This is a genomic window from Erythrobacter fulvus (genome assembly GCF_028595285.1).
In the GTDB taxonomy this organism is placed as follows: Bacteria; Pseudomonadota; Alphaproteobacteria; order Sphingomonadales; family Sphingomonadaceae; genus Erythrobacter; species Erythrobacter fulvus.
Genome location: NZ_JAQQXQ010000001.1, coordinates 355,136 through 369,534, shown reverse-complemented (window position 1 = coordinate 369,534; position 14,399 = coordinate 355,136). Strand labels below are relative to the sequence as shown.

At 64.1% G+C, this 14,399-nt stretch carries 14 protein-coding genes and 1 tRNA gene; 11 read left to right on the top strand and 4 right to left on the bottom strand.

The features are described from left to right. Window positions 1-18 precede the first annotated feature (18 nt). A complete protein-coding gene (locus tag OIK40_RS01805) occupies window positions 19-1,950 on the bottom strand; it encodes a peptidylprolyl isomerase (RefSeq protein ID WP_273675689.1) in 1,932 nt (643 codons plus the stop codon). A 249-nt stretch (window positions 1,951-2,199) separates the two neighbouring features. Here OIK40_RS01805 and tpiA point away from each other — a divergent pair, with 249 nt between their 5' ends. The 3 genes from tpiA to pyrG all read left to right on the top strand — a co-directional run bounded on the left by tpiA (window position 2,200) and on the right by pyrG (window position 5,219). Next, complete coding sequence (tpiA, locus tag OIK40_RS01800) at window positions 2,200-2,973, top strand: triose-phosphate isomerase (RefSeq protein ID WP_273675688.1); 774 nt, start codon at window positions 2,200-2,202, stop codon at window positions 2,971-2,973. Window positions 2,974-3,081: 108 nt separating this feature from the next. Further along, a complete protein-coding gene (gene secG / locus OIK40_RS01795; protein WP_273675686.1) occupies window positions 3,082-3,453 on the top strand; it encodes a preprotein translocase subunit SecG in 372 nt (123 codons plus the stop codon). Between the two features lie 128 nt (window positions 3,454-3,581). Next, window positions 3,582-5,219 carry a CTP synthase gene (pyrG, locus tag OIK40_RS01790; protein ID WP_273675684.1) on the top strand — a complete coding sequence of 546 codons (1,638 nt, stop codon included), beginning with the start codon at window positions 3,582-3,584 and terminating at the stop codon, window positions 5,217-5,219. 386 nt (window positions 5,220-5,605) lie between these two features. Here pyrG and OIK40_RS01785 read toward each other — a convergent pair whose 3' ends face one another. Beyond that, window positions 5,606-6,085: an Hsp20 family protein gene (locus tag OIK40_RS01785; protein WP_273675682.1), complete on the bottom strand. Its 480-nt coding sequence runs from the start codon at window positions 6,083-6,085 to the stop codon at window positions 5,606-5,608. A gap of 150 nt (window positions 6,086-6,235) precedes the next feature. Between OIK40_RS01785 and grxC the strand changes: the two genes are divergently transcribed. The 4 genes from grxC (at window position 6,236) to OIK40_RS01765 (ending at window position 7,909) form a co-directional block, all read left to right on the top strand. After that, on the top strand, window positions 6,236-6,499 hold the full coding sequence (gene grxC / locus OIK40_RS01780; RefSeq protein WP_273675681.1) for a glutaredoxin 3: 264 nt from the start codon (window positions 6,236-6,238) through the stop codon (window positions 6,497-6,499). Then, window positions 6,499-7,317 (top strand): carbon-nitrogen hydrolase family protein, encoded by an 819-nt coding sequence (locus OIK40_RS01775; protein WP_273675679.1) that lies wholly within the window; start codon window positions 6,499-6,501, stop codon window positions 7,315-7,317. The genes grxC and OIK40_RS01775 overlap by 1 nt, the downstream gene beginning before the upstream one ends. A gap of 8 nt (window positions 7,318-7,325) precedes the next feature. Next, complete coding sequence (locus OIK40_RS01770; RefSeq protein WP_273675678.1) at window positions 7,326-7,799, top strand: DUF1178 family protein; 474 nt, start codon at window positions 7,326-7,328, stop codon at window positions 7,797-7,799. Window positions 7,800-7,832: 33 nt separating this feature from the next. Next, window positions 7,833-7,909: transfer RNA gene (locus OIK40_RS01765), tRNA-Arg, on the top strand. A gap of 4 nt (window positions 7,910-7,913) precedes the next feature. Here the strand turns inward: OIK40_RS01765 and OIK40_RS01760 are convergent. Both OIK40_RS01760 and OIK40_RS01755 read right to left on the bottom strand, forming a co-directional pair. Further along, the gene (locus OIK40_RS01760) at window positions 7,914-9,128 is read right to left on the bottom strand and encodes an MFS transporter (RefSeq protein WP_273675677.1); all 1,215 of its coding nucleotides are present in this window, start codon (window positions 9,126-9,128) and stop codon (window positions 7,914-7,916) included. Then, on the bottom strand, window positions 9,125-10,042 hold the full coding sequence (locus OIK40_RS01755) for a haloalkane dehalogenase (protein ID WP_273675674.1): 918 nt from the start codon (window positions 10,040-10,042) through the stop codon (window positions 9,125-9,127). The genes OIK40_RS01760 and OIK40_RS01755 overlap by 4 nt, the downstream gene beginning before the upstream one ends. 157 nt (window positions 10,043-10,199) lie before the next feature. Here OIK40_RS01755 and OIK40_RS01750 point away from each other — a divergent pair, with 157 nt between their 5' ends. The 4 genes from OIK40_RS01750 (at window position 10,200) to OIK40_RS01735 (ending at window position 14,395) form a co-directional block, all read left to right on the top strand. Next, window positions 10,200-11,363 carry an acyl-CoA dehydrogenase family protein gene (locus tag OIK40_RS01750; protein WP_374211765.1) on the top strand — a complete coding sequence of 388 codons (1,164 nt, stop codon included), beginning with the start codon at window positions 10,200-10,202 and terminating at the stop codon, window positions 11,361-11,363. A 105-nt stretch (window positions 11,364-11,468) separates the two neighbouring features. After that, window positions 11,469-11,771 carry an FtsB family cell division protein gene (locus tag OIK40_RS01745; protein ID WP_273675672.1) on the top strand — a complete coding sequence of 101 codons (303 nt, stop codon included), beginning with the start codon at window positions 11,469-11,471 and terminating at the stop codon, window positions 11,769-11,771. Window positions 11,772-11,920: 149 nt separating this feature from the next. Beyond that, window positions 11,921-13,030: a pyruvate dehydrogenase (acetyl-transferring) E1 component subunit alpha gene (pdhA, locus tag OIK40_RS01740; protein WP_273675670.1), complete on the top strand. Its 1,110-nt coding sequence runs from the start codon at window positions 11,921-11,923 to the stop codon at window positions 13,028-13,030. 3 nt (window positions 13,031-13,033) lie between these two features. Beyond that, complete coding sequence (locus OIK40_RS01735; protein WP_273675668.1) at window positions 13,034-14,395, top strand: pyruvate dehydrogenase complex E1 component subunit beta; 1,362 nt, start codon at window positions 13,034-13,036, stop codon at window positions 14,393-14,395. The last annotated feature ends 4 nt before the right edge of the window (window positions 14,396-14,399 follow it).

Sequence of the window (14,399 nt, the reverse complement as noted above, 5' to 3'; positions counted from 1 at the left end):
AAAGGCCTACACCCGCGCTCACTGCTCGCCTGCGAGCTGCTTGCGCACCGCCTCGATCGCCGCATCGTTGCGGGTCGAGCCGAGTTCCTTGCGCATCGCGGCGGCAGCCTGACGGCGATATTCCTCGGTCAGGGTCGGGGCGAGCTGGCGACGGGTCTGTTCGAGCAGACCGGGCTCCTCGTCGACGGGGCTGGTGCTGATTTCATCGAGGCTGATGACATACCAGCCGATGTTGCGCGGAGCTTCCAGCAGCTTGACCGAGCCTTCGGCCATGCTGAACAGCAGCACCAGCGGCGGCGGGACATTGCCCTGGCTGCGCGCCAGCAGTTCGCGCCGTTCGAGATCGATGACCTCGCGCTCGAAACCGGGCTTGTTCAAGGCGGCGAGCGCGGTGGCAAGATCGGTTTTGCCGCGCACCTGCTTCATCACGCGATCGGCGGTTTCTCGCGCGAGCTTGGCGCCCTGCGCCCGGCGCCAGGCGGCTTCGGCCTGTTCCTTCACCTGCGCCAGCGGCGGCGCGGCGGCTTCTTCCACCCGGGCGACTTCAAAGATCACGTATTGGTTGCCGGGCACCGGGGCCAGTTGCGGCTCGCTTTCCTCCATCTGGAACGCGGTAGCCAGCAGTGTGCGCAGCTGCGGCACGATCTGCACGTCGGGGCGCTGGAAGGCAGAACCATCGGCCAGCAGCGGCGGCGTCGTTTCGACCTTGAGATTATAGGCCTTGGCCACCTCGCTCAGCGCGGTGCCGCTGTCGATTTCGCCTTCGATTTCGGCAGTAAGGTCGGCAATCGCGGCGCTGCGTTTTTCGACGGCAAGCTGTTCGGCAATTTCGCTCCTCACCTGATCGAGGCTGCGCGCGGGAGTGCGTTCGATCTTGTCGACCCGCGCGACATACCAGCCAAGCGTGCCCTGTGCCGGTTCGACCACGCTGCCTTCGGCCGCCTTGAAGGCGTTTTCGGCGAAGGCGAAGCTGGTGGCATTGGCCGTCGCCTCGCGGTCGCGCAGTTCGGTCTGCGAGGCGCTGAAGCCGGCTTCGCGTGCCGCCGCTTCGAGTGACACGCCGCCGCGGATGCGGGCCGCGAGCGCCTTGGCCGCGTCTGCGGTCGGTACGACGAAGGCGGTTACCGCGCGCCGTTCGGTCGCCTTGTACTGGTCTGCATCGCGCTTGTAACGGGCGGCGATTTCAGCCTCGGTCGGCGTGGCGGACACTTCCAGCGTGTCGTCGCCGAACACTGCGAAGCGCAAGGTGCGCCGCTCGGGCTGCACGAACAGCGTCCGGTTGGTGCCGTACCATTCGGTGAGCTGCGCGTCCGTCGGCCCGCTTTCGGGCGCGAACACGCTGCTCGGGATCAACGCGATCTGCCCGCGCCGCCGTTCCAGCACCAGCGAGGCATATTGGCGCGCGATCTTTTCCGGCATCTGAGGCGATAGCAGCGCCGGGCGCAGCAGTTGGTCTTCAAGCAGGCCGTTGACAAGGTCGCGGCGGAACACCGCGTCGGTCAGGCCCCGCTGGCGCAGCGCGGCGAGATAGATCTGCTGGTCGAACTCGCCGCTCAGCGAACGGAATGCCTGGATCTGCAGGATCTCGCTGTTGACGAGGTTCTCACCCGCCCGCAGGCCGTACTTCTCGGCATAATGGCCGACCGCATAACGATCGATCAGCTGGCGCAGCACTTCGTCAAGCGCGCCGGCCTCGATGAATTCGGGCATGGTCAGCGTCGGGTTCTGCTGGCGCACCTGATCGAGCGCGGTGTTGGCCGCTGTCACCAGTTCCGAGGTGCCGATAGGCTCGCCGTCCACCACCGCCACACGGTCACCGCCCGACACGCCGCCGAAGGTCGATCCGGTAATGTCGGCCGCGGCAAAGGCCAGCGCCATCAGCACCAGAAAGCCGAGGAAAATTGGCAAACCGATCTTGGACTGGAAAAAGCGACGGAAGAAGGTGAGCATTGCGGTTGTGACCCCGAGCGGAAAACTGGCTGCCGGCGGGGACGACAAGCCTCCCCGCCGCGCCGCAGGCCGGAGGCGGCGCGTTGGGCGCTTTATAGGCCATGCGACCGCGCGGCAACAGGTCTGCGCGGGTTTTGACTACATGGCCTTCCTCGGCTAGCGGACGCGGCCCCGGGGCTCTAAGGCAAACACAGAATCACCGCTCCGTACTTCTAACCCTCTCATATTTCTCAGGTGCAGGACAAACCCATGACTCGCCGACCCTACATCGTCGGAAACTGGAAGATGCACGGCACCCGCGCGATGCTGTCCGAAGCGCGCGCGATCGACCGTGCTGCCCAGCGCCACATGAAGGTCGAGGTCGCGCTCGCGCCGCCCTTCACGCTGATCCACCCCATCCACCGCGAAGCTGAACAGATCTCCGTCGGCGCGCAGGATTGCCACCATGCCGACGGCGGCGCCTTCACCGGCGACATTTCCGCCGCGATGGTCGCCGATGCCGGTGCCAAGTTCGTCATCCTCGGCCATTCCGAGCGGCGCCAGGGCCACGGCGAGACCGACGCAATGGTTCGCGCCAAGGCGCAGGCTGCGCTGGCCGCGGGCCTCAGGATCATCATGTGCTGCGGGGAGGCGGCCGCAACCCGCGAATCAGGACACGCACTCAGCTTCGTGAAAAAGCAGCTCAAGGCATCGCTCCCGCCCGCCGAGGAAATGCCGGCAGACATCGCGGAGCGAGTCACGGTTGCCTATGAACCGATCTGGGCGATCGGGACCGGCACTGCCGCAACCACCGACGATATCGCCGAAATGCATGCCGCCATCCGCAAGCTGCTCGTCGAGCTTTACGGCGAAGAGCAGGGCACGGGTGTGCGCATTCTCTACGGCGGTTCGGTCAAGCCCGAAAACGCAGCGGAAATCTTCGCCGTGCCCGAAGTGGGCGGGGCGCTGGTTGGCGGGGCCAGCCTGACGGCCGACAGCTTCATGGGCATTGCCCTTGCCGCCGGAGAGCCTTCCGACCTCTGATCCGCGCAGCCAGCCCGCGCGCCGCCCTTGCCGAGCGCGCGCGGGCAGCCTACATGGCGCGCAACAGCTTCACCCGGGGGCCGTGCGCCCCGTGCAAGAGAATTGTCCATGTCCCTGTTCATCTTCCTTACCGTGATTCAGGCCCTGGTGGCCGCAGCGCTGGTCGGCGTGGTGCTGATGCAGCGTTCCGAAGGCGGAGGCTTGGGCATCGGCGGCAGTCCCTCGGGTGCGTTCGGCGCCCGCGGCGCGGCGGACTTCATGACCCGGGCGACCAAGTGGCTGGCGGTGACCTTCGTAATCCTTGCAATCGTGCTGGCTGCGCTGGCCGTGCGCGAAAGCGGCGTCGGGACAGTGTCCACCACGCTGGAACGCAGCACGGCGGCCCCGGCGGCTGCGCCCGATCCGCTAGCGGATCCGGTGGCACCCGCAGGTGACGCACCGGCGCAGCCTGCTCCGGCCGAGGATCCGCTGGCCGAATAAGGCCGCCGTCAAACGCGGCGCACTGGCCCCGCGTTTTCTTACCGACTGCGATTGCTGTGGATGGAGCGGCGCGCTCCGACGCAATTCGCTTGCCCCGAATCCCTCTCGCTGCTTAAGGCCCGACTCCCATGGCGCGGTTCATTTTTATCACCGGCGGCGTGGTCTCCTCGCTCGGCAAAGGTCTCATGGCTGCCTCTCTGGCAGCGCTCTTGCAGGCGCGTGGCTACAAGGTCCGCATTCGCAAGTTCGATCCCTATCTCAACGTCGATCCGGGCACGATGAGCCCTTATCAGCACGGCGAGGTGTTCGTGACCGACGACGGGGCCGAGACCGATCTCGATCTGGGGCATTATGAACGCTTTACCGGCGTTTCCGCGCGGCAGAGCGACAACATCACGTCAGGCCGCGTCTATCGCGACATCATCGCCAAGGAACGCCGCGGCGACTATCTCGGCGCGACGGTGCAGGTGATTCCGCATGTCACCGATGCGATCAAGGCTTTCGCGCTGGCCGATCAGGGCGATCACGATTTCATCCTGTGTGAAATCGGCGGGACGGTGGGCGACATCGAATCGCTGCCCTTCATGGAGGCGATCCGCCAGCTAAGGAACGAGCTAGAGCCGCTCCAGACGCTCAGCGTCCACGTCACGCTGGTGCCCTACATCAAGGCTGCGGGCGAGCTGAAGACCAAGCCGACCCAGCATTCGGTGCGCGAACTGGCCAGCCTCGGGATCAAGCCCGACGTGCTGCTGTGCCGCGCCGAACACCCGATTCCCGACGGGGAGCGCCAGAAAATCGCCAACTTCTGCAACGTGCGCAAAGAAGCGGTGATCCCGGCTCTCGACGCGCCCTCGATCTATTCGGTGCCGCTGCAATATCATGCCGAAGGGCTGGATGCAGAAGTGTTGCGCGGGTTCGGCATCACCGATGCGCCCGCGCCCGACCTTTCGGCGTGGAAGGATGTGACCGACCGCTATTTCAACCCCGAAGGCGAAGTCACCATCGCGGTGGTGGGGAAATATGTCGGCCTGCCCGATGCCTACAAGAGCCTCAACGAGGCGCTGGTGCATGGCGGGCTCGCCAACCGGGTGAAGGTGAATATCCGTTGGATCGACGCCGAGATTTTCGAAGGCGACAACGAATCGGAAATCGTTTCCGCGCTGGAGCCGATGCACGGCATCCTCGTGCCGGGCGGCTTTGGCGAGCGTGGCAGCGAGGGCAAGATCGCGGCGGTGCGGTTCGCGCGTGAACGCAATGTGCCGTTTTTCGGCATCTGTCTGGGCATGCAGATGGCCTGCATCGAAGGCGCGCGCACAGCCGGGTTCCCCAACGCCTCTTCAACCGAATTCGGGCCGACCGACACGCCGGTGGTGGGGATCATCACCGAATGGATGAGCAAGGAAGGTATCCAGCAGCGCGAAGCGGGCGGGGACCTTGGCGGCACGATGCGTCTGGGCGCCTACCCGGCAAAGCTCAGCCCCAACAGCCACACTTCGCGGATCTATGGCGGGGCGGAGCTGATTTCCGAACGTCACCGGCATCGCTACGAGGTCAACAGTGCCTTTATCGCGCCGTTGGAAAAGGATGGTCTGGTGTTTGCGGGGATGTCGCCTGACGGCTTGCTTCCGGAAATCGTCGAGCGTCCCGATCACCCGTGGTTCGTGGGGGTGCAGTTCCACCCCGAGCTGAAATCGCGGCCGTTCGATCCGCATCCGCTGTTTGCCGGCTTCATCGGCGCTGCACTGGAGCAATCGCGACTCGTATAGCGACAGGCGGCGGAAAGACATTCGGCAGCGAATTAGCTGCGCTCAGTTGCCCCTTCGCCCCGTTTTGTTACAGGCTTTGTGTCGAGCGTGTCGTATCCTTACAACTCTGTAACTTATTGCTTGCGTGGAATTGCGTTTCCGCATTAGACGCGAGGCCGACGAGAGGACTTACGTAGGGTCGCTCTGGCTAATGATCGGCGTATCGAGAGAACGCTATCAAAGCCGCCCTGACGATTTTTGAAGTCTCTCGCTGGTTTCGAGCTTGCGCGATTTTGTCCGTCTTCTGCGACCCGGACGGACAGGATCAGGCAGGGCGGCGAAAGCCGCGGGGGCGGATCGTAAGATCCGCCCCCTTTGGTTTCTTCACATGATCATCCGGCAAACGATCAGGCCGCGCTGGCCTCACCGTCCTCGCCTTCGACCGGCACCGCGGTCAGTCGGGCTGCGCCGTTGATGGCGATTTTCTTCGGCTTCATCGCCTCGGGCACTTCGCGCACCAGATCGATCGTCAGCAGGCCGTCTGCCAGATCGGCGCTTTCGACGCGCACGAAATCGGCCAGTTCGAAGCGCCGTTCGAACCCGCGATTGGCAATTCCGACATGGATCAGTTCGGAACCGTCCGCGGCTTCGTCGCGCTTGCGGCCCTGCACCACGAGCAGGTTCTGCTGGGCGGTGATGTCGATATCCTGCGGGCGGAAGCCGGCCACCGCGAGGGTGATGCGGTAATTGTCTTCACCGCGGCGCGAGATGTTGAAAGGAGGGTAATTGTCGCCGGCGTTAAGGCGCGCCTGGTTTTCGAGCAGGTCGAACAGGCGATCAAAGCCCACGGTGCTACGGCGATAGGGGGTGAAATCGAAACGAGACATAGCGTGCAAATCCTCTTGTTCGAGCAATTTGGTTCTGACGCGGGCCTGCCGGATGCAGCACCCGCTGCCGCATGACTTTCCCCGGGACTGGCGGAAAGGGGCGACAGCACCTATCTGGTTTGCTGTTTCGACGCTTTCAAGAGGATCCTCATGGCCGCCCCCCGGATCGACATCTATACCAAGTTCGCCTGCCCGTTTTGCGTGCGCGCCAAGCACCTGCTGGATCGCAAGGGTGCAGCCTATACCGAACACGACATCACGATGGGCGGGCCGAAGCGGGACGAGATGATGGAGCGTGCCCCCAATGCGCGCACGGTGCCGCAGATCTTCATCGGCGATGTGCACGTGGGCGGCTCTGATGATCTCGCCGCGCTCGAACGCGAGGGCAAGCTCGACGCGCTGCTTGCGGGCTGATGCCGAAGATTGCGGTTCTCCAAATGTGCTCGGGCATTGATCCCGCGCGCAATTTCGACACGATCCGCGATGCGGCGAATGCCGCGCGCGAGGGCGGGGCACAGATGCTCTTCACCCCCGAAATGTCGATGCTGCTCGACCGCAATCGCGCAAGGGCCGCACAGCACATTGTTCCGCAGATGCAATCACCTTTCGTGCCGATGCTGGCAAATCTGGCCGAAGAGAACGAATTGACGATCGCCCTCGGCTCGATGGCCGTAGCGGTTGCGGGCGGGCGCAATGCCAACCGCTCGATGGTCTTTGCGCCGAGCGGCGAAGGCCCGGTGACATACGACAAGATCCATATGTTCGACGTCGATCTGGCGAACGGGGAGAGCTGGCGCGAAAGCAATGCCTATGAACCGGGCCGGGAGGTGGTGACGGTGGATGACACGCCGGTGGGGAGGCTGGGGCTGACGGTCTGTTACGACCTGCGCTTCCCCGCGCTGTTCGGCGCGCTGGGCAAACGCCGCTGCGATGCGATTGCCGTTCCTGCCGCCTTTACCCGCCCGACCGGAGCAGCGCACTGGCATGTCATGCTGCGCGCCCGCGCGATCGAAGCGAGCGCTTTCGTGATCGCCGCGGCGCAGGTCGGCAAGCATGAAGACGGGCGCGAGACCTATGGCCATAGCCTCGTGGTCGATCCGTGGGGCGAAGTGCTGCTCGACATGGGAGGAGAGGAACCCGGCCTCGCGTTCTGCGATATCGATCTTGACCGTATTGCCGAAGTGCGAGCGCAGGTGCCCAGTCTTGCCAATGCCCGCGAAATTCCCAATTAGGCCGCGCAATGATCGTCTTTGACCTTTCATGCGCCGAAGGGCACCGGTTCGAGGGCTGGTTCGGCTCGTCCGCCGATTATGAGGATCAGCGCGCGCGCGGGCTGCTGGCCTGTCCGCATTGCGGCTCTGGCGATATTGCCAAGGCGCCGATGGCGCCGGCTGTGCCGGCGAAGGGCAACAGCCGTTCCGAGCCCGTTCCTACCGCACCCGAAGCATCGCAGCCCATGGCCAATACGCCGATGCCGCCCGAGGTTCAGAAAGCGCTCGCCACGCTGGCCAAGGCACAGGCCGAGGCGCTGAAGAAAAGCACCTGGGTGGGCGATAAATTCGCCGAGGAATCGCGCGCAATGCATTATGGCGAGCGTGACGAGGCGCCGATCCACGGGCAGGCGAGCCTTGCCGAGGCCAAGGCGCTGATCGAGGAAGGCGTGCCGGTCGCACCGCTGCCTTTCCCGGTCGCACCGCCCGACAAACTCAATTGATTGGTGACGTTCCGCTGCTAAGACACGTCGCGGGACCCCGTAGCTCAGCAGGATAGAGCATCAGATTCCTAATCTGAGGGCCGCGCGTTCGAATCGCGCCGGGGTCACCAATGCTCAGGCTAGCGCTTGCTGCCAGCGCCGCTCTGCGAGCAGGGCAAGACCCACCACGCACAGGGACATCGCCAGCAATATGGCGCAGTTGCCCGCCCATCCGCCTGTATCATAGGCCGCCGTGCCCAGCGCGCTACCGATCGCGCCGCCCACGAACATCACCACGATGTAGAAAGTGGTCAGCCGCGTGCGGATGTCCGGCGCGAGCGCGAGAAAGGTCATGCGACCGGTCACGTCGATAGTCGGGCCGACCAGATTGACCAGCAATAACGGCACCAGCAATCCGGCAATGCTACCGCCAAGCGGATAGAACAGCGCGATACCTGCCAGCTGCACCAGCGCCGCCACCAGCCGCGCGCGGCGCGCGCCGATCCGATCGGCCCAGCGTCCGAGCCGCGGGGTGCTGATAACGCTGACCGCCGCGATCCCGGCGAGATAGCCGACCGCGTCGGTGCCATAGCCCATCTGCGGACTGGTCAGATGCAGCGCCAGCGCCAGCCAGCTGGCGGTGAACATGGCGAAGTTCAGCCCCTGGATCAGCGCCGACAGGCGCATATCCGGATGCCGCGCGGCGAGCGCGAAGACGGATGCGATCAGTGCACCATATCCCGTCGCCGGTTGCTTGCGCGGCGCAGTCTCGCTGCGCATCGCGACGGGCAGGAATGCCGTGACGCCTGCCATCAGCGCGAAGGCACAGACATAGACCGTGTGCCAGTCCGCATGTTCGGCGATGATACCTGCGCCCATCCGCGCCACCAGAATGCCGAAAATGACCCCTGCGGTCAGCAGCGCGGTGACCTGTCCCAGCCGTTCGGGCGCAACCCGTTTCGATGCGAAGGCGGGGATGAGATAGGGCGCAATGGTGAAGAAGCCGAGAACTGTGGACGCGGCCGTGAACAGCACGAAGTCGCGTGCCAGCACCATGCCCAGCAGGCACAGCGTTTGCGCGGAGACGAAAATCAGGCAAAGCCGCCGGTTGGAGACGAAATCGCCGAGCGGCAGCAACAGCAGAATACCGAGCGCCAGCGCCAGCTGGTTCAGCGCGGGGACGATCCCGATCCTTCCGTCGCCAATGCCGAAACCGCGAGCCACCTCGCCGATGATCGGGTGGATGTAATAGGCATTGGCAGTCACCACCGCGATCGTCACCGCAAGCGCATATTCCTGCCCCCGGCTCAGATAGGCGAGGGCACCGTCATTTGGAGAGCCGGTGTTCAAGCGAGGAAGCCCGCCTTTTTTGCCATGTCGATCACCCCCTGTGCCAGCTCTGCCGGGCGGTCTTCCTGACTGAAATGGCCGCATTTCGAAAGCATGGAGTGCGGTTGCCCTTCGGCGCCCTTGACCCGTCGTGCAAGCTGCGGCCCTGCCATGCCCAATACCGGATCGTCTTCTCCGAACAGGGTCAGGAACGGTTTGTCGAATGCAGCAAGTCCTTCCCATGCCGTGATATTGTCAGCGACGCCGGGGCGGTTGTCCTCCACCGGGACAAGCTGGGGGAAGGCGCGTGCACCGGCTTTGCTCGGCTCGTCGGGGAAGGGCGCATCATAGGCGGCAATCTCTGCTTCGCTGAAAGGCGTCTGGCAGCCGCGATCCATGATTCCGCCGATCCGGAAGTCGGGTGAGGAGCGCGCGAATTCGCGCCAGGCGAGAAAACCTGGCGATGCCTTGCCGCCGCCAGTCGGCAGGAAGGTGTTGCTGGCGACGACGAAGGCAAAGCGATCGGGTTCCTGTCCCACCATTCGCAGCCCCAACAGGCCGCCCCAGTCCTGACAGAACAAACCGGCCACTTGCGGCACCACGGTATTGCGGAACTGATTCAACCAGTCGACGTGGCGAGCGTAAGTGTAGAAGGCCTGATCGTCCGGCTTGTCGCTTTTGCCGAAGCCGATGAGGTCGGGGGCAAGGCAACGGAATCCCGCATCGACCAGCAGCGGGATCATCTTGCGGTAGAGGTAGCTCCAGCTCGGCTCGCCGTGCAGCAGCAGCACGGGCGGTGCGTCGCTAGGCCCCTCGTCAAGGTAATGCATGCGGCCCGCGAAGCCCTCTCCCAGGTCGATGGTCAACCAGTTCTCGGCAAAGGGATAATCCGGCAGGTCGGCAAAGCGCGCCGGATCGTGAGCGTTGATTTGCATGGTCGTTCTCCCATTCGGCATTTTCAGTATCAGATCGAAACGGGATTGCCAGCGCGCTTGTGATGCGGAAAAGGCCAAGGAATGCGAACCGTCAAATTGACGGGGTGGACCTTGTCCGGCGACGCGGGCAAGCAGCCGCGCAGCAACCAGGGGATAGATGATGCCGCAAGAAGCCGAGGAACTTGCCGAAATCCGCCGCGCGGTCGCCAGCCTGTGCGAAGGCTTTCCGGGCGAATATTGGCGCGCCAAGGACGCCGCGCGCGAATATCCCGCCGAATTCGTCGATGCGCTGACGCAGGCGGGCTTCCTTGCCGCGCTGATCCCGGTGGAACATGGCGGCAGCGGCCTCAGCCTTGAGGCGGCCTGCGTGATCATGGAGGAAATCCAGGCGAGCGGGTGCAACGGATCGTCCGCCCATGCGCAAATGTACATCATGAACACGCTGCTGCGTTACGGCAGCGAAGAGCAGAAGGCGCGTTATCTTCCGCGCATTGCCCGCGGCGAATTGCGTTTGCAGGCCTTTGGCGTGTCCGAACCTACCAGCGGCACCGACACCCTGAGCCTGAAAACCCGCGCTGTGCGCGACGGCGACGAATATGTGATCAGCGGCCAGAAGATCTGGACCAGCCGTGCCGAACATTCCGACCTGATGCTGCTGCTCGCCCGCACCACGCCGCGCGATCAGGTGACGAGCAAGACGGAAGGCCTCTCGATCTTCCTCGTCGACATGCAGGCCGCCTTGCAGAACGGCATGAGCATCAAGCCGATCCGCACGATGATGAACCATTCGAGTTGCGAGGTGTTCTTCGATGATCTGCGCATCCCCGCATCCGCGCTGGTGGGCGAGGAGGGCAAGGGCTTCCGCTACATCCTGTCCGGCATGAATGCCGAACGCATCCTGATTGCTGCCGAATGCATCGGGGATGCCAAGTGGTTCATCGGCAAGGCGACTGCCTATGCCAAAGATCGCAACGTCTTTGCCCGTCCTATCGGCCAGAACCAAGGCGTGCAGTTCCCGATCGCACGCGCCTATGCCCAGATGCGCGCGGCCGAGTTGATGGTGCATCATGCGGCGCGGGTATACGACGGAGGCGGCAATCCGGGAGAGGAAGCCAACATGGCCAAGCTGCTCGCGTCCGAGGCCAGCTGGGCGGCAGCCGACATGTGCGTGCAGACCTTCGGCGGGTTCGGTTTTGCCGAGGAATACGACGTCGAACGCAAGTTTCGCGAGGCGCGGCTCTATACTGTCGCGCCGATATCGACCAACCTCATCCTGTCCTATCTGGCGGAACACGTGCTCGGCCTGCCGCGCAGCTATTGAGCCGCTATCCGCACAGATTATTGCGCATAGCATCGCATCCCCCTTGCAGCGGGGCGGCAAGTGTGATTCTGTGGAAAATATCGGTGTGAGGGGCAAAGACCAGAAATGCGCAAGGCGGGATCGGGCGAAAGGGTGAAGCAGGCAGCGGCGCTTGTCGTGCTGCTGGCGCTGGCCGGTTTCGCCGTTGCCGGGCCCACGGGGCTGCTGGCGTGGAGCGAGAATGCCACTGCGCTCGAACAGCGTCAGGAAGATCTGGCCCGCCTCACGGCAGAACGTGATGCCCTGCGCAACCGCGTCAGGCTGCTTGATCCCGAAGCGGCCGATCCCGATCTCGCCAGCGAGCTCGTGCGTGAGCAGCTTGGCGTGATCCACGAGGACGAGGTCGTCATCACGCTCGAAGACGAGTGACCCGGCATCGCCTTTTTGCAAACCTGCTGATTTCGTATGCGGACGGTGCCCGATCGCCGGCTTGACGTTGCGTCGCGGGCAAATCCCCGCCTATAGCGAAATGGCGCGCTACTCCTCCCCTGACGCGCGCCTGAGAGAGGAAAACGATCTTGGCAAAGCAGCCTTCCAAGCCTTCGTCGGCGGCAAAGAAGCCGGCCGCGCGCACCCGCAAACCCGCCGCTGCGCCGGCGGATGATTCCGATTTCATTCTGCATTCGCTGCAGGACGCCTTCGAGGCCAAGAAGCGCTATGCCGCGTCAGAGGCGGAGATGCTCGAATTCTACCGCCAGATGCTGCTGATCCGGCGGTTCGAGGAGAAGGCCGGCCAGCTTTACGGCCTCGGCCTGATCGGCGGTTTCTGCCACCTCTACATCGGGCAGGAAGCGGTCGCTATCGGCCTGCAGAGCGCGCTCGACAATGATCGCGATTCCGTGATCACCGGCTACCGCGATCACGGGCACATGCTCGCGTACGGGATCGATCCCAAGGTCATCATGGCCGAACTAACGGGCCGCGAAGCCGGGATCTCCAAGGGCAAGGGCGGGTCGATGCACATGTTCTCGACCGAGCACAAATTCTATGGCGGGCACGGCATCGTCGGCGCGCAGGTGGCGCTTGGCGGCGGGCTCGCGCTCGCGCACCAGTACAACGGCGACGGCGGGCTGTGCCTCGCTTATTTCGGCGATGGTGCGGCCAACCAAGGCCAAGTCTACGAAACCTTCAACATGGCTGCGCTGTGGAACCTGCCGATCGTGTTTGTGGTGGAAGACAACCAATACGCCATGGGCACCGCGACCAAGCGCTCCTCCGCCGAAACCCGCTTCTACCGCCGCGGCACGGCCTTCCGCATTCCGGGGATGGAAGTGAACGGCATGGACGTGCTCGAAGTGCGCGCCGCCGCCGAAGTCGCCTTTGCCCACGTCCGCGCCGGCAAGGGGCCGGTGCTGATGGAGTGCAACACCTATCGTTATCGCGGACACTCGATGTCCGACCCGGCCAAGTACCGCACCCGCGAGGAAGTGCAGGAACAGCGTGACCACCATGATCCGATCGAGGGGCTGAAGAAGACCCTGATCGAAGCAGGCAAGACCGAGGACGAATTGAAAGCGATCGACAAGGCGATCCGCGCTGAAGTGGCCGCGGCGGCCGACTTTGCGGAAACCTCGCCGGAACCGGCTGCGGGCGAACTCTACACCGATGTGCTGGTGGAGGAGTATTGAGCCATGGCGATCGAACTGAAGATGCCGGCGCTGTCGCCGACGATGGAGCAGGGCACGCTCGCCAAGTGGCTCAAGGCCGAAGGCGACACTATCGCGCCGGGCGACATCATCGCCGAGATCGAGACCGACAAGGCGACGATGGAATTCGAAGCCATTGACGAAGGCGTGATCGAGAAGATCCTTGTGCCCGCCGGTACCGAAGACGTGGCGGTGGGCGCGGTAATCGCGCTGATCGCCGGGGAAGGGGAGGCGGGCTCGCCCGCTCCCGCAGCGACACCCGAACCCGCACCGGCGCCCGCTCCTGCACCGGCGCCCGCCCCGAAGGCGGAAAAGCCCGCCCCCTCGGCGCCTGCTGCCGATCCGGCCATTCCAGCCGGCACCAGCTTCACCAGCACCACCGTGCGCGAGGCGCTGCGCGATGCCATGGCCGAGGAAATGCGCCGCGATGGCCGCGTCTTCGTTATGGGTGAGGAAGTGGCCGAATACCAGGGCGCCTACAAGGTGACGCAAGGCCTGCTGGCTGAATTCGGGCCGAAGCGTGTGATCGACACGCCGATCACCGAATATGGTTTCGCCGGGATCGGCACCGGCGCGGCGATGGGCGGCCTGCGTCCGATCGTCGAGTTCATGACTTTTAACTTCGCCATGCAGGCGATCGACCACATCATCAATTCGGCTGCAAAAACCAACTACATGTCGGGCGGCCAGATGCGCTGTCCGATTGTGTTCCGCGGCCCCAACGGTGCAGCGTCACGCGTGGGCGCGCAGCACAGCCAGAACTACGGACCGTGGTATGCCAGCGTCCCGGGCCTGATCGTGATCGCGCCTTACGACGCGGCCGATGCCAAGGGCCTGATGAAGGCGGCAATCCGTTCGGAAGACCCGGTCGTGTTCCTTGAGAACGAGTTGGTCTACGGACGCAGCTTCGATGTGCCGGACGTCGATGATTACGTGCTGCCTATCGGCAAGGCGCGGATCATGCGCGAGGGCAAGGATGTCACCATCGTCAGCTATTCGATCGGCGTCGGGCTGGCACTCGAAGCGGCCGAAACGCTTGCGGGCGAGGGCATCGATGCCGAGGTGATCGACCTTCGCACGCTGCGTCCGCTCGACAAGGACACCGTGTTGAAAAGCCTCGCCAAGACCAACCGCCTGATCGTGGCTGAAGAAGGCTGGCCGACGTGCTCGATCGCGAGCGAGATCGTCAGCATCTGCATGGAGGAAGGCTTTGACCACCTCGATGCGCCGGTCCTGCGGGTGTGCAACGAGGACGTGCCGCTGCCTTATGCAGCCAACCTCGAAAAGCTCGCGCTGATCGACGCGGCGCGCATTGCCGAAGCCGCGCGCAAGGTCTGCTACAAGTAGTGGT

Coding starts and splice junctions, on each gene's coding strand:
- OIK40_RS01750 (WP_374211765.1), top strand. CDS start 10,200: ATGATGCCGCAAGAAGCCGAGGAACTTGCCGAAATCCGCCGCGCGGTC.
- OIK40_RS01745 (WP_273675672.1), top strand. CDS start 11,469: ATGCGCAAGGCGGGATCGGGCGAAAGGGTGAAGCAGGCAGCGGCGCTT.
- tpiA (WP_273675688.1), top strand. CDS start 2,200: ATGACTCGCCGACCCTACATCGTCGGAAACTGGAAGATGCACGGCACC.
- OIK40_RS01805 (WP_273675689.1), bottom strand. CDS start 1,950: ATGCTCACCTTCTTCCGTCGCTTTTTCCAGTCCAAGATCGGTTTGCCA.
- pyrG (WP_273675684.1), top strand. CDS start 3,582: ATGGCGCGGTTCATTTTTATCACCGGCGGCGTGGTCTCCTCGCTCGGC.
- OIK40_RS01785 (WP_273675682.1), bottom strand. CDS start 6,085: ATGTCTCGTTTCGATTTCACCCCCTATCGCCGTAGCACCGTGGGCTTT.
- OIK40_RS01755 (WP_273675674.1), bottom strand. CDS start 10,042: ATGCAAATCAACGCTCACGATCCGGCGCGCTTTGCCGACCTGCCGGAT.
- secG (WP_273675686.1), top strand. CDS start 3,082: ATGTCCCTGTTCATCTTCCTTACCGTGATTCAGGCCCTGGTGGCCGCA.
- OIK40_RS01735 (WP_273675668.1), top strand. CDS start 13,034: ATGGCGATCGAACTGAAGATGCCGGCGCTGTCGCCGACGATGGAGCAG.
- OIK40_RS01775 (WP_273675679.1), top strand. CDS start 6,499: ATGCCGAAGATTGCGGTTCTCCAAATGTGCTCGGGCATTGATCCCGCG.
- OIK40_RS01770 (WP_273675678.1), top strand. CDS start 7,326: ATGATCGTCTTTGACCTTTCATGCGCCGAAGGGCACCGGTTCGAGGGC.
- grxC (WP_273675681.1), top strand. CDS start 6,236: ATGGCCGCCCCCCGGATCGACATCTATACCAAGTTCGCCTGCCCGTTT.